Genomic DNA, 13,122 nt, shown 5'->3' on the forward strand with positions numbered 1-13,122 from the left:
TGATCCCGGTGATCCCGGTGATCCCGGTGACCCATGTGAACTGCGGACCGTGAGGGGCCGCCGGACCGGTGTCCGGCGGCCGGCTCGTCGGCGGTCCGCTCCGGCGCCCCGTCAGGGACGGCGGCCGTACCAACCCACCAACTTGTCGATGTCGGGAGCGTTCTCGTGCACCTCCACCACCGGTCCGAACGGCACCTGGCCGCCGCGGGGTTCCGCGGGCACGGCCCGGTGCATGGAGGCCAGCGGCGCGGCGAGCATCTCCGGGTCCCACTCGGGGGTCTGGCCGGTGGCCTTGGCCAGGTCCCAGGCGTGCAGCACGAACTCGTTGGTGTAGATCACCGAGGCGACCACACCGGGGACCGGGCCCCAGGGCAGACCGATCTGGCGGCCCAGTACGGCGGGGTCCTGCCAGACGGCGTCGAACTCCCGTGTCGCCGCGGCCCACGCCTTGGCCCAGTCGCCGTCGGCGACGTCCTCGGCGAAGTGCGGAACGCTCATGAAGGAGCCACCCGCGCCCAGGACGGCGACCCGGCGCAGCACCGACACCACGTGGTTGGCCATGTCGCGGACCGTGTAGTCGGGACACGGGGTGACGGTGTCGTACTGCTCGGGGCGGAGCGCGGCGAGCGTGCGTCCGGTCAGGTCGACGGCCTTGAACAGGCCGCCACGGGGGTCGGCGGGCGGGGCGGAGGCGGGTGCGGTGGCGGGTGCGGCGGGCGTCGTGGTCTTGGCCAGGTCGTCGGTCGTGTCGTGAGTCATGTGTTCATCGTCGATGCCGAACAGGTCATCTTGTGGCCTATTTCCGAAGCCGTATCCGATGGTGCCGAAAATATATGGAGTGGCTCAAAACAGCTTAAATATCCGGCGGAGCGCACCGTACGGGGAGGGGGCGCGTCGTGAAGGCCGACCGTCTGGTGGCGACCCTGCTGCTGCTCCAGGCGCGCGGCCGGGTGACCGTGCGCGAGGTGGCCGAGGAGCTGGAGGTGTCCGAGCGCACCGCGCGCCGCGATCTGGAGGCGCTCACCAGTGCCGGTGTCCCCGTCTACTCGCAGCGTGGCAGGGGTGGCGGGTGGAGCCTGGTCGGCGGTGCCCGCACCGATCTGACCGGTTTCACCTCGCGAGAGATCGGGGCGCTGTTCCTGGCCGCGGGGCCGTTGTCGGCCTCTCCCGAACTGCGGGCCGCGCTGCGCAAGTTGATGCGTGCGGTGCCCGCGCCCATGCGGCCGCATGCCGAGGCCGCCGCCAAGGCCATCCTCGTCGACAGCCTCGACTGGTCGCGCGCGGCGGGCGGCAGCGGACCCCACCGGCATGCCCTGGAACGGGCGGTTCTGGACGGCCGGCAGGTCCGGTTGGGATACGCGCACGCCGACCGGGCCCCGGCGGAAGGGGACTTGGGTGAGGACGGTTCGGGCGCGCGGGGTTCGGGCGGGCGCGGTTCGCATGCGGGTGACTCGGGCGGAAGCGGTTCGGGCGAGCGGTGGGCGGGTGAGCGGGTGAGCGCAGAGCGGGTGACCGGAGGGCGGACGGTGGATCCCCTCGGGCTGGTGTCCAAGGCCGGTCGCTGGTACCTGGTGGCGGGGACCGGGGAGGGGCTGCGCACCTTCCGGCTCAGCCGGGTCACCTCCGTGGAGCCGACGGGTGCGCCGGTACGACGTCCGGAGGGGTTCGAACTCGCCTCCGCGTGGCGGGAACTGGCGTCCGAGGTGGAGCAACGGCTGTCCGCGGTGAGCGTACGGGCCCATGCCGACCCGGACGCCCTGCCGGTGCTGCGGCAACTGCTCGGCGGGCGGCTCCGCACGGGCGAGGTCCAGCCCGACGGCCGGGTCGCCTTCACCGCAGACGGTCCCTCGGTGGAGGTGCTGGCCGCGCAGCTCGCGGGCCTCGGCGCGCGGATCGAGGTGCTCGGCCCTCCCGAGGCGCGCGAATCGCTCGTACGTCTCGGCCGGTCGCTCACCGCGGTGTACGGCGGGTACGGCGACCGGCACAGCGACCAGCCAAGAGATAGTCGCTTTCCTCTAGGTACCTACTATACCGACGATGCTAGCGTCCCGGTCATGGCGGCGACCCACTGAGAACCAGCTGCTGCCCCGGCCCTCGCCCTCGGTCACCCGTGACGACGAGCGGCCGCGCGCCGCTTCTCGGCCCTGCCGGCCGATGACTGTCTTGACCGAGGACCGACCGAGGACCGACCGAGGACCGACCGACCGGCGACCGCCTGCCGGTCGGCTGACGGACCGAGGGCAGACCGATGACGGACCGATGACTACCGACCACGGATCAACGCACTAGGGAGCTATTTCATGATTGTCGTCACCGGAGCCACCGGAAACGTCGGGCGTCCGCTGATCGAGGCGCTGGCCGAGGCGGGGGAGCAGGTCGTGGCGGTATCGCGCCGCCCGTTGCCCTCCCCGGCGAAGAATGTCCGGCACGCCCAGGCCGATCTCGGGAACGCGCGGAGCATGCGGCCGGTCCTCGAAGGGGCCGACGCCTTCTTCATCCTGCTCGCGGGCGAACTGCTCGGTCACGGTGAGGCCGCCACCGAGCTGCTGACGGCGGCCGAGGACGCCGGGGTCGAGCGGGTCGTCCTGCTCTCCTCGCAGATCAACGCCACCCGTCCCGGCGTCGCCTCGCACGGCAGGCTGCGCGAGTTCGAGGAGGCCGTACGCGGTTCCGGCCTGGACTTCACCATCCTGCGCGCCGGCGGTTTCGCCTCCAACGCCTTCGCGTGGGCGGAGTCGGTCCGCGCCGACCGTACGGTCTTCGCCCCCTTCGGTGACACGGCGCTGCCGGTCGTCGACCCGGCGGACATCGCCGCGGCCGCCGCGGTGGTGCTGCGCGAGGACGGGCACGCCGGTCGTACGTACGAGCTGACCGGCCCCGAGGCGATCACTCCGCGCCTGCAGGCCGAGGTGATCGCGGAGGCGATCGGCGAAGAGGTGACCTTCGTGGAACTGACCCGCGAGGCCGCCCACGCCCACATGGCGCAGTTCATGCCCGAGGACGTCATCCCCGGCACCCTGGACATCCTCGGCGAACCGCTCCCCGCCGAACAGCGGGTCAGCCCCGACGTGGAGAAGATCCTGTCCCGGCCTGCCACACCCTTCTCCGGCTGGGTCGCCCGGAGCGTCCCGGCCTTCAAGTAACCCACCGCCGACCGCGCCGCCTTCCCCGCCTTCCCCGCGTTCCCTCCCCCGGATGCCCGCTGCGATCCATCCCCCGCGGCAGCGGGCATCCGGCGGTCCACAGCCGGAGGTGGCTCAGGACCGACGGCGGCCCTGAGCCACCGCCGACCCCGACCGACGGCGACCCCGAAGGGCGAGGTCCAGAAGGACGACCACCCCGAAAGGCGGCGGCCCCGCGGGTCCAGGACCCGCGGGGCCGCCGCACGCCCTCCCCGGAGGGGTTACGCGACGAAACGGTCGGCCAGCTCCTTGGCCTTGATGACGGCGTCGTCGAGTGCCTTGGTGCGGGAGGCCTCGAAGAGCGGGACCAGCTCGGACATCGCCGGGTTGTGCGGGGCCATCGTGAGCTCCGGGACGATGAACTCGAGGTCGAGGCCGAGGGCGTCGCGCAGGACGGCCTCCAGGTAGTTCTGCACGTACTCGTAGCCCTCGCGGGGAGTGCCCGGCGCGTACGAACCGCCGCGGCTGGCGATGACCGTGACCGGGGTGCCCTTGATCTTCGAGTCCTCGGCCATGGCGGTGCGGCCCATGAGGATCACGTTGTCCAGCCACGCCTTGAGGGTCGACGGGATCGCGTAGTTGTACATCGGCGCGCCGATCAGGATCGCGTCCGCCCGCTCCAGCTCCTCGATGAACTTCACGCGCTCGGCGAAGGCGGCGGCCTGCTCCGGAGTGTGCGCGTCCGCCGGGGCGAAACCGGCGGTGTGGGCGTCGGCCGTGATGTGCGGAGCCGGGCTCACGACGAGGTCGCGGTAGATCACGGTGCCCTGCGGGTGCTGCTCCTCCCAGGCCTTGCGGAACGCGTCGGTCACCGTGCGCGAGGTGGAGGCGGAGCCCGGGAAAACGGACGAGTCGATGTGGAGGAGCGTGGCCATGGGGGATCTCCAAGGGGTGTGACGGGTCGAGCCCGACGGGACTGATCCCGTGGGCTTCTTTTTTGTACTCGACTAGAGATAACACAGCTACTTACTTTTTTTCATCCCCAAAGGAGAACGGCAGTACTCTTGAGCCATGCCAGAGCTGGGAGCACACGACGTGGGGCCGTGCCAGAAGGTCGACGACGGCATGGCCCGGGTCTTCCAGCTGTTCGGAAAACGCTGGACGGGGCTGATCGTGGCCGTGCTGCTGCCGCATCCCGTGCACTTCGCGGACCTGCGCCGAGCGATCCCCGGCATCAGCGAACGGATGCTCTCCGACCGCCTCACGGAACTCGCCGCGGCGGGACTCGTCGTGCGCGAGGTCGACGACGGCCCCCCGCTGCGGGTCTCGTACGGCCTGACGGGCGCCGGCGCCGCACTGGAGCCCGCGCTCCTGGAACTGGGCAGCTGGGCGGAGAAGCACCTGCCGGGAAGCCCGCAGTGCCCCTCCGAGCTCAGGAAGTGAGCCGTCCGCAGATGATCGCGAGCGGTTCCGGAGGGGCCCGCGCGGAGACCGGGCGGATCGGGAGGCGATTGCCGCGCGGGGTGCTCGTTCACAGGCGCGGAGTTGTCCACAGGGTCTGACGCGTTTCGGCCACCGCCTGTACGGTCATCACGAGTTGATGTTCGTGTGTGCGGGGGAGGCGGTCGCCATGACCGAGCTGGGTACAAGGACTGAGGCGCTGCGGGCGCCCAGGGTTTCCGGAGTCTTCGCGGTACCGGGGTTCGCGGGCTGGCCCGCGCAGGGCTCGCCCAAGGAGAAGGGCAAGGAGCTCCGCGCCCGGGTGCCGCGCGCCGCGCACGCCGAGCTGACCCCCGACGCCGACCGGCCGGACGTCGTGACCGTGGTCGAGGAGTCCAACCGCGGCAGGATCCCCGAGCTCACGCCGATACGGGTCGGCAGGATGGCCGCCACCCCCTTCGCCTTCCTGCGCGGTTCGGCCGGCCTGATGGCGCACGACCTCGCGCGCACCCCCATGACCGGTATCGACGCCCAGATCTGCGGCGACGCCCACGCGGCGAACTTCGGCCTGTACGCCGACGCGCGCGGCGGCCTGGTCATCGACCTGAACGACTTCGACGAGACGGTGCGCGGCCCCTGGGAGTGGGACCTCAAGCGCCTCGCCGCCTCGCTGGTGCTCGCCGGCCGGGAGACGGGCGCGGACGAGGACACCTGCCGCAAGGCGGCCAACGACGCGGTCGGTGCCTACCGGCGCACGATGCGCCTCCTCGCCAAACTCCCGGTGCTGGACGCGTGGAACGCCATCGCGGACGAGGAGCTCGTCTCCCACACCGACGCCCATGACCTGATCGGCACCCTGGAGCGGGTCTCCGAGAAGGCGCGGGCCAACACCAGCGGGCGGTTCGCCGCCAGGTCGACGGCGTCGGTCGAGGGCGGCGGACGGCGCTTCGTGGACGCGGCGCCGGTGCTGCGCCGCGTGCCCGACGAGGAGGCGGCAGCGGTCGCGGCCTCGCTGGAGCAGTACCTGACGACGGTCTCGGAGGACCGCCTCCCCCTCCTCGCCCGGTACGCGGTGCACGACGTCGCCTTCCGCATAGTCGGCACCGGCAGCGTGGGCATGCGTTCGTACGTCGTGCTGCTCCTGGACCACCGCGGCGAGCCGCTCGTCCTCCAGGTGAAGGAGGCCCGCGCCTCGGCGCTGCTGCCGCACCTGGCGACGGCCGGTCACGCCGTACCCGACGTGTCGCACGAGGGCCGCCGCGTCGTCCTCGGCCAAAAGCGCATGCAGGTCGTCAGCGACATCCTGCTCGGCTGGACCACGGTCGAGGGACGGGCCTTCCAGGTGCGCCAGTTCCGCAACCGCAAGGGCAGCGTCGACCCCGCCGCGCTCGCCGTCGACCAGGTCGACGACTACGCCCGGATGACCGGCGCGCTCCTCGCCCGCGCTCACTCGCACAGCGCCGACCCCCGCCTCGTCGCCGGCTACTGCGGGAAGAACGAGGAACTCGACGAGGCCGTCGCCGCGTTCGCCGTGGCCTACGCGGACCGCACGGAGGCGGACCACGCGGCCCTGGTGACGGCGGTCCGGGAGGGACGGATCGCGGCGGAGCAGGGGGTCTGAGAGGAGAAGCGGACCCGGAGATTCTCCGGGTGCGGGGTGGGGACGGGGGAGCGGGCGGCCTCAGTCGGTGGTTCCGGGTGTGCCCGGCGAGGCGTGGCCTACGCTGGGCGGGTGACGACCCCGGAAGCCGAGCACAACCAGTCCGACCGCATCGAGGCCGAGGATGCCCGGTCCCAGGATGCGGGGGACCCCCAGTCCACCACCCCGGCCTCGACCACGGCAGCCGAAGGCACGGCAGCCGAAGACGCGGCGCCCGAGAACGGGACCCCTCAGGACGCGGGCACCGAGAGCGCGGGCACCGAGACTGCGGGCCCCGCGCGGGCGGGCGCCGAGAGCGTGGACCAGGAGAACGTGGACGAGCAGGGCGTGGACGAACAGGGTGTGGACGAACAGGGTGTGGGCGAGAAGAGCGGGGGCTCCGACGCTTCGGGCTCCGAGGGTGACGCACCTCAGGGTGACGCACCTCAGGGTGAGGCGCGGCCCGAGGCGCGTCTCGAACGGGCGGTGCGGGCGGCCGAACAGGCGCTGATCGAGTTCGAGATCGCCGTGGAGACCTTCCGCATCGAGGTCGAGAACTTCTCGCGGCTGCACCACCAGAAGCTCGGCCCGATGTACTCCCGGCTCGACGAGCTGGACGCGCAGATCGCCGAGGCACAGGCCGCGCGCACCGGCGATCCGGAGGACATACGCAAGGCGGACGAGGCGCGGGCGCGGGTCATGCCGATGCCTGGGGTCGAGGAGCTGTTCCACGGCTGGATGGACTCGGAGGGACTGTTCCCGGAGGCCGTGGCGATGCTGACGGACCAGCCCGTGCGGCCCCCGCAGCGGGTCCGCCCCAGCGACGAGGCCCGCAAGCTCTACCGGGAGCTGGCCCGCAAGGCCCACCCCGACCTGGCCCAGGACGAGGACGAGCGCACGCGGCGCGACGAGTTCATCTCCCGGGTCAACGCCGCGTACGCCCGGGGCGACGAGGCGCTGCTGCGGGAGCTCTCCGAGGAGTGGGCGGCGGGCCCGGTGCCCAGGGAGTGGAAGCCGAGCCGCAGCGAGGAGCTGTACGCCCGTCTCGAGTGGCTCTCCGAACGCAAGGAGATGCTCACTCTGGTCGCCCACGAACTGGAGGAGAGCGCCATCGGCGCCATGCTCAAGATCGCCCCGGACGACCCCGACCGGCTCCTGGAGGAGATCGCCGAGCAGCTGCTGGCCCAGGTCGACGACCGCGAGGCGGAGCTGGCCCGACTGGTCGGCTAGGGCCCGGCCCGTCCGCTTGCCCGGTCGGGTAGCGTCTGAGGCATGCAATTCGGATCTGGTGTGCCCACGGTCGAGATCGGGGATCTCGCGGACGGAGACTTCCTGCTGGACGTCCGGGAGGACGACGAGTGGCAGGCGGGTCACGCCGAAGGGGCGCTGCACATCCCCATGAGCGAGTTCGTCGCGCGCTACGGCGAGCTGACCGAGGCGGCGCCGCAGGACGGCAGGGTCAACGTGATCTGCCGTTCCGGCGGCCGTTCCGCGCAGGTCGCGATGTATCTGGTCCAGCAGGGCGTCGACGCCGTGAACGTCGACGGCGGAATGCAGGTCTGGGCCGCCTCCGGCCGCCCGGTGGTGGACGACAAGGGCGCGGCCGGCTTCGTGCTCTAGGCCCCCCGAGGACCCGGTCGGCCGCGGCATCCGCGCCCTCGCGGGAGCGCGCCGGTTCGGGTGCCGGTTCGGCCGCTGGCTCGGAGGTCGGCCCGGGTCCGAGCCCGGGTGTGCGGTCGGTCACCCCAGGGGATGGGCCGCGAGGAGATCTCCCAGCGCCTCCTCATGAGCGGCCGCCGGTCCGAGCGACAGCTCCAGGTGCTTGGCCCAGGCGTGATAGCGGTGCAGCGGACAGTCGGTGTCCGCACCGAACCCCCCGTGCAGATGCTGAGCCGTCTGTACGACCCGGCGTACCCCCTCCGACGCCCAGATCTTGGCGACGGCCACGTCCCCGGCCACGGGAAGCGCGCCGCCCGCCTCGGAATCGACAACTCCGGAATCGACAACTCCGGTACCGACGGCTCCGCTGCCGACAGCGACCGTGCTGATCCGCCACGCGGCCTGCCAGAGTGTCGCCTCCATCGCGCGCAGGTCGATATAGCGGTCGGCGGCCTGTACGGCGACAGCCTGGAACGTGGCGACCGGAAACCCGAACTGCTCGCGCTCGGCGGTGTACGAGCTGGTCATCGCGAGGACCCGCTCACCGAGCCCGAGCGCCAGCGCGCAGGTCCCGGTGGTCAGCAGTTCCCGCAGCCGCTCCCACGCCCCCTCCGCGTCGATGACCTGCCGGACGGGTACCCGCGCGGACTCCAGACGCAGCTCGCCGAGGCGTTCCCCGGTCGTGGAGATCTGCTCGCCGAGCACCGTGCCCCCGTGCCCCCGGGGAACCAGTGCGAGGACGGTCCGGCCGTCGTCCGTGTGCGCGGGTACGACGACGAAGTCGGCTCCGTGCGCCCACGCGACCGCTGTCTGCACCCCGTCCAGCACCCACACGTCACCGTCCTGCCTGGCGGTCACGGCGCGTTCCGCCGGTTCGTGACCGGTACAGCCGTTCGCCGCGACGGTCAGCACGACCTCACCCCGGCCCGCCCGCGCGAGCAGTCCGGCCTTCGTCTCCTCGTCGCCGTACTCCTGCACGAGCACCGCCGCCGCGGTGCTCTCCAGCAGCGGCACCCGTGCGAGTACCTTCGCGGACTCGCGCAGCACCAGGCACAGGGCGATCGGGTCCAGTCCCGCTCCGCCGTACGCGGAGTCCAGCAGCAGGCTCAGCAGGTCCGCGTCGGCGAGCTTTGCCCACAGCGCCCGGTCGAAGTCGTCGGCGACGGCGCCCGCGGTGAGCGCGGGGCTCGGCACCCCGTCCGGCGCGACCCCGCCGAACACCGCCCCCGCCGCCTCGACCGCCGCCTGTTGTTCCTCGGTGAAGGTGAAGTCCACGGTCCTGTCCTTCCACGCGCCGACCCACCGACCGGGCGGCTCGCCCGGTACCGGACAGGGCACCCGATCTGACGGAGCGTCAAGATAGAACAGGTTCTACGAGAAGGGAACGGCCGCCCCCTGTCGGCTACCGGTCGAAGTCCAACTCCACGCTCTCCGTGGCCGGATGCGACTGACAGGCCAGCACGTATCCCGCTTCCGTCTCCTCCGGCTCCAGCGCGAAGTTGCGGTCCATCCGTACCTCGCCGGAGACCAGGAAGGCGCGGCAGGTCCCGCACACGCCGCCCTTGCAGGCGTAGGGAGCGTCCGGCCGGTTGCGCAGCACCGCGTCAAGGAGCGATTCGCCGTCCTGGACGGGCCAGGTCCCTCCGCGGCCGTCGAGCCGCGCCGTCACCGTGCTGTGCGCGGGAGCCGGTACGCCGGGAACCTTCTCGGCTCCGCCGTCCACGTGGAAGATCTCCTCGTGGATCCGGGCCCGTCCCACGCCCAGCCCGCGCAGGGCGCGCTCGGCTCCCTGCACCAGACCGTACGGCCCGCACAGGAACCATCCCGCCACCCGGTCCACGGGCAGCAGCGCCGGGAGCAATTGCGCCAGCCGCTCCTGGTCGAGCCGCCCGGACGGCAGCCCCGCCTGCTGCTCCTCCCGGGAGAGCGCCGTGACCAGCTGGAACCGCTGTGGAAAACGGTCCTTGAGGTCGGCGACCTCCTCCAGGAACATCGTCGACGCGGTCGTGCGGTCGCCGCGTATCAGGCAGAACCGGGCCTCGGGCTCGCGCGCCAGCAGCGTCGCGACGATCGACAGCACCGGTGTGATCCCGCTGCCGCCGACCACGGCCGCGTACAGCCCGGCCGCCGGTTCCAGCGTGAACCGTCCCGCCGGTGTCATCACCTCGACCTCGTCGCCGACGGCGATCTCCTTGAGCGCGTACGTCGAGAACGCTCCGCCGTCGACCAGGCGCACCCCGACCCGCAGGGTGAGCGGGCCTTCGTCACCCGGGGCGGGCGCGGGAGAACAGATGGAGTAGGTGCGCCGTATCTCCGTGCCGTCGACCGTGCGCCGCAGCGCGAGGTGCTGGCCCGCAGCGTGCCGGTACGCCGCGCGCAGGGCGGCCGGCACCGCGAAGGTCAGGGCCACCGAGTCGTCGGTGAGCCGGTCGACGGCGGCCACCGGGAGCGGGTGGAAGCGGGCCATCACAACTCCTTGAAGTGGTCGAACGGTTCACGGCAGGACAGACAGCGCCGCAGTGCCTTGCACGCCGTGGACGAGAAACGGCTGAGCAGTTCGGTGTCGGTCGACCCGCAGTGCGGACAGCACACGGGCTCGTCGGCGTCCGGGGCCGCCGTCGGTGCGACCGTGCGCGTCGGTCCCAGTCCGACCGTCACCGGACCCGGACCCGTCCCCCGCCCGCCACGCGGCGGCGCTATCCCGAACTCCCGCAGCTTGCGGCGCCCTTCGTCCGAGATGTCGTCCGTCGACCAGGCCGGGCTGAGCACCGTCCGTACGGAGACCTCCCGCACCCCGTGCTCGCGCAGTACGCGCTCGATGTCCGTGGCCATCGCCTCGACAGCCGGACAGCCGGTGTACGTCGGTGTCAGCTCCACGTCGACGGTGCCCTCACCCCGCACATGCACGGCGCGCAGTACGCCCAGGTCCTCCAGGGTGAGCACGGGCAGCTCCGGGTCGGGAACGGACCCGGCCAGTCTGCGCAGTTCCTCCTCCAGGGCGGTGGTCGTCGTCACCACGACGCCCCCGGGTGGCTGCGGTGCAGATGCTGCATCTCGGCGAGCATCCGCCCGAAGGACTCGGTGTGCAGTCCCTGGCGTCCCGCGCCGGCGGCCCATGCTCCGGACTGCGGGCCCTCGGGGATCTCCAGCGTCGCGCGACGCAGGACCTCGGTGACGGACTCCAGCCAGTCGGCCCTGATCGCGTCCCAGTCGACGTCCACGCCCGCGACCGGGAGGAACATCTCTCCCGTGAACCGCCACAGGGCCCCGCAGGCCTCTTGCATCCGCTCATGGCTGACGTCCGTGCCGTCGCCGAGTCGCAAGGTCCACTGTTCGGCGTGGTCCTGGTGGTAGGCGACCTCCTTGACGGCCTTCGCCGCGAGCGGGGCGAACACGCCGTCCCCGGCGGCGAGTTGCGCGTAGAGGAGTCGCTGGTAGGTGGAGAAGTACAGCTGACGGGCGATGGTGTGCGCGAAGTCGCCGATCGGCTGCTCGACGAGCTGGAGGTTGCGGAAGGCGCGCTCCTCGCGCAGATACGCCAGCTCGTCCTCGTCGCCGGCCATGGACAGCAGCACCCTGGCCTGGCCGAGCAGGTCCAACGCGATGTTGGCCAGGGCCACTTCCTCTTCGAGGACGGGCGCGTGGCCGGCCCACTCCCCCAGGCGGTGCGAGAGCACCAGGGCGTCGTCCCCGAGGGCGAGGGCCGCGGAGGTCACCGACCCGGACGCGGCGGGTGCCGTGGACGGCTCCGTCGTGGGCGTCTCGGCCATCGGCGTGTGGGTGCCGGGTGCGTTCGTCACAGGTGCTTCACCCCTTCCGGGATCTCGTAGAACGTCGGGTGGCGGTAGGGCTTGTCCGCGGACGGCTCGAAGAACGGGTCCTTCTCGTCCGGCGAGGACGCGGTGATCGCGGCGGACGGGACGACCCAGATCGAGATGCCCTCGCCGCGGCGCGTGTACAGATCCCGCGCGTTGCGCAGGGCCAGCTCGGCGTCCGGTGCGTGCAGGCTGCCTGCGTGGGTGTGCGAGAGCCCGCGCCGCGAGCGCACGAAGACCTCCCACAGCGGCCAGTCGTTGGTGGTCATGCGCGCGCCTTCCCGTTCTCGTCGGCCGAGCCGGGTATCTCCCCGGCCGGACCGGCGGTGTGCTTGTCCGCGTAGGCCGCGGCCGCCTCCCGCACCCACGCACCCTCTTCGTGGGCCCGCCTGCGCTGCGTGATGCGCTGGTCGTTGCACGGGCCGTTGCCCTTGAGGACCTCCCAGAACTCCGTCCAGTCGATCGGGCCGAAGTCGTGCTGGCCCCGCTCCTCGTTCCACACCAGGTCCGGATCCGGCAGGGTCAGGCCGAGCGACTTGGCCTGGGGGACGCAGATGTCCACGAAGCGCTGGCGCAGCTCGTCGTTCGAGTGGCGCTTGATCTTCCAGGCCATGGACTGTGCCGAGTGCGAGGACTCGTCGTCGGGCGGCCCGAACATCATCAGGGAGGGCCACCACCAGCGGTTCACCGCGTCCTGCGCCATCTCGTGCTGTGCGGGGGTGCCGCGGCTGAGGGCCAGCAGCAGTTCGTACCCCTGGCGCTGGTGGAAGGACTCCTCCTTGCAGACGCGGACCATCGCGCGTGCGTAGGGCCCGTACGAGCAGCGGCACAGGGGGACCTGGTTGGTGATCGCCGCGCCGTCCACCAGCCAGCCGATGGCGCCGACGTCCGCCCAGGTCAGCGTCGGGTAGTTGAAGATCGACGAGTACTTCTGGCGGCCGGTGTGCAGCTTGTCGAGCAGCTCTTCGCGGCTGGTGCCGAGCGTTTCGGCCGCGCTGTAGAGATAGAGCCCGTGCCCCGCCTCGTCCTGGACCTTGGCCATCAGGATCGCCTTGCGGCGCAGCGAGGGCGCGCGCGTGATCCAGTTGGCCTCCGGCTGCATGCCGATGATCTCGGAGTGGGCGTGCTGGGCGATCTGCCGGACCAGCGTGGAACGGTAGGCGTCGGGCATCCAGTCGCGGGGCTCGATGCGTTCGTCGGCTGCCACCGTGGCGTCGAACACGGCCTCGAACGCCGCCGTGGACCCGGCTTCGCCCGCGGGCCCTGCCGTCTGCGTACGGGCCGTGCGATGCACTGCTGCTGTCGCCATGCGGTCCCCCTCGACCTCTCGCTCCCGACCGACCGATCGTTCGGTTCTGTCGATTCAATGGTGGGACGGGCGCCGTAAGGTGTCAACCGCTGTGGATAACCTCTGGGCGACTGTTGTGCCCGGTGTGCCGGACGGGGC

General features: G+C 71.8%; 14 protein-coding genes. 6 read left to right on the forward strand and 8 right to left on the reverse strand.

The window, feature by feature from the left end:
- Positions 1–111 precede the first annotated feature (111 nt).
- Entirely contained in the window at positions 112–759 is a 648-nt protein-coding gene (locus ABZV34_RS06375; protein ID WP_356271852.1) for a TIGR03086 family metal-binding protein, read from the reverse strand.
- 137 nt (positions 760–896) lie between these two features.
- Here ABZV34_RS06375 and ABZV34_RS06380 point away from each other — a divergent pair, with 137 nt between their 5' ends.
- Both ABZV34_RS06380 and ABZV34_RS06385 read left to right on the forward strand, forming a co-directional pair.
- The gene (locus tag ABZV34_RS06380; protein WP_356271854.1) at positions 897–2,072 is read left to right on the forward strand and encodes a WYL domain-containing protein; all 1,176 of its coding nucleotides are present in this window, start codon (positions 897–899) and stop codon (positions 2,070–2,072) included.
- 228 nt (positions 2,073–2,300) lie between these two features.
- Complete coding sequence (locus ABZV34_RS06385; protein WP_356271856.1) at positions 2,301–3,143, forward strand: NAD(P)H-binding protein; 843 nt, start codon at positions 2,301–2,303, stop codon at positions 3,141–3,143.
- Between the two features lie 260 nt (positions 3,144–3,403).
- Here the strand turns inward: ABZV34_RS06385 and ABZV34_RS06390 are convergent, their stop codons facing one another.
- Entirely contained in the window at positions 3,404–4,057 is a 654-nt protein-coding gene (locus ABZV34_RS06390; protein ID WP_356271858.1) for an NAD(P)H-dependent oxidoreductase, read from the reverse strand.
- 136 nt (positions 4,058–4,193) lie between these two features.
- On the opposite strand from ABZV34_RS06390, the gene ABZV34_RS06395 reads away from it, so the two are divergent.
- From ABZV34_RS06395 to ABZV34_RS06410, 4 genes are all read left to right on the forward strand, one after another.
- Positions 4,194–4,565 (forward strand): helix-turn-helix domain-containing protein, encoded by a 372-nt coding sequence (locus ABZV34_RS06395; protein ID WP_356271860.1) that lies wholly within the window; start codon positions 4,194–4,196, stop codon positions 4,563–4,565.
- A gap of 187 nt (positions 4,566–4,752) precedes the next feature.
- Positions 4,753–6,183, forward strand: coding sequence for a DUF2252 domain-containing protein (locus ABZV34_RS06400; protein WP_356271862.1), 1,431 nt, complete (start codon positions 4,753–4,755; stop codon positions 6,181–6,183).
- Between the two features lie 396 nt (positions 6,184–6,579).
- Complete coding sequence (locus ABZV34_RS06405) at positions 6,580–7,431, forward strand: hypothetical protein (RefSeq protein WP_356272325.1); 852 nt, start codon at positions 6,580–6,582, stop codon at positions 7,429–7,431.
- A gap of 60 nt (positions 7,432–7,491) precedes the next feature.
- The gene (locus ABZV34_RS06410) at positions 7,492–7,821 is read left to right on the forward strand and encodes a rhodanese-like domain-containing protein (RefSeq protein ID WP_153293017.1); all 330 of its coding nucleotides are present in this window, start codon (positions 7,492–7,494) and stop codon (positions 7,819–7,821) included.
- A 120-nt stretch (positions 7,822–7,941) separates the two neighbouring features.
- Here ABZV34_RS06410 and ABZV34_RS06415 read toward each other — a convergent pair whose 3' ends face one another.
- The 6 genes from ABZV34_RS06415 to paaA all read right to left on the reverse strand — a co-directional run bounded on the left by ABZV34_RS06415 (position 7,942) and on the right by paaA (position 12,984).
- Positions 7,942–9,135 (reverse strand): acyl-CoA dehydrogenase family protein, encoded by a 1,194-nt coding sequence (locus ABZV34_RS06415; protein ID WP_356271863.1) that lies wholly within the window; start codon positions 9,133–9,135, stop codon positions 7,942–7,944.
- A gap of 127 nt (positions 9,136–9,262) precedes the next feature.
- A complete protein-coding gene (locus tag ABZV34_RS06420; protein ID WP_356271865.1) occupies positions 9,263–10,327 on the reverse strand; it encodes a 2Fe-2S iron-sulfur cluster-binding protein in 1,065 nt (354 codons plus the stop codon).
- A complete protein-coding gene (gene paaD, locus ABZV34_RS06425) occupies positions 10,327–10,875 on the reverse strand; it encodes a 1,2-phenylacetyl-CoA epoxidase subunit PaaD (protein WP_356271867.1) in 549 nt (182 codons plus the stop codon). Before paaD ends, ABZV34_RS06420 begins: the two co-directional genes overlap by 1 nt.
- Entirely contained in the window at positions 10,872–11,630 is a 759-nt protein-coding gene (gene paaC, locus ABZV34_RS06430) for a 1,2-phenylacetyl-CoA epoxidase subunit PaaC (RefSeq protein ID WP_356272327.1), read from the reverse strand. Before paaC ends, paaD begins: the two co-directional genes overlap by 4 nt.
- A gap of 26 nt (positions 11,631–11,656) precedes the next feature.
- Positions 11,657–11,944, reverse strand: a complete 288-nt coding sequence (gene paaB / locus ABZV34_RS06435; protein WP_148009329.1) for a 1,2-phenylacetyl-CoA epoxidase subunit PaaB — start codon at positions 11,942–11,944, stop codon at positions 11,657–11,659.
- Complete coding sequence (gene paaA, locus ABZV34_RS06440) at positions 11,941–12,984, reverse strand: 1,2-phenylacetyl-CoA epoxidase subunit PaaA (protein ID WP_356271869.1); 1,044 nt, start codon at positions 12,982–12,984, stop codon at positions 11,941–11,943. Before paaA ends, paaB begins: the two co-directional genes overlap by 4 nt.
- Positions 12,985–13,122 lie beyond the last annotated feature (138 nt).

The organism is Streptomyces sp. NPDC005195 (genome assembly GCF_040608315.1).
GTDB lineage: Bacteria > Actinomycetota > Actinomycetes > Streptomycetales > Streptomycetaceae > Streptomyces > Streptomyces kaempferi.

Coding starts and splice junctions, on each gene's coding strand:
- ABZV34_RS06375 (WP_356271852.1), bottom strand. CDS start 759: ATGACTCACGACACGACCGACGACCTGGCCAAGACCACGACGCCCGCC.
- ABZV34_RS06385 (WP_356271856.1), top strand. CDS start 2,301: ATGATTGTCGTCACCGGAGCCACCGGAAACGTCGGGCGTCCGCTGATC.
- ABZV34_RS06390 (WP_356271858.1), bottom strand. CDS start 4,057: ATGGCCACGCTCCTCCACATCGACTCGTCCGTTTTCCCGGGCTCCGCC.
- ABZV34_RS06395 (WP_356271860.1), top strand. CDS start 4,194: ATGCCAGAGCTGGGAGCACACGACGTGGGGCCGTGCCAGAAGGTCGAC.
- ABZV34_RS06400 (WP_356271862.1), top strand. CDS start 4,753: ATGACCGAGCTGGGTACAAGGACTGAGGCGCTGCGGGCGCCCAGGGTT.
- ABZV34_RS06420 (WP_356271865.1), bottom strand. CDS start 10,327: ATGGCCCGCTTCCACCCGCTCCCGGTGGCCGCCGTCGACCGGCTCACC.
- paaC (WP_356272327.1), bottom strand. CDS start 11,630: ATGGCCGAGACGCCCACGACGGAGCCGTCCACGGCACCCGCCGCGTCC.
- paaB (WP_148009329.1), bottom strand. CDS start 11,944: ATGACCACCAACGACTGGCCGCTGTGGGAGGTCTTCGTGCGCTCGCGG.
- paaA (WP_356271869.1), bottom strand. CDS start 12,984: ATGGCGACAGCAGCAGTGCATCGCACGGCCCGTACGCAGACGGCAGGG.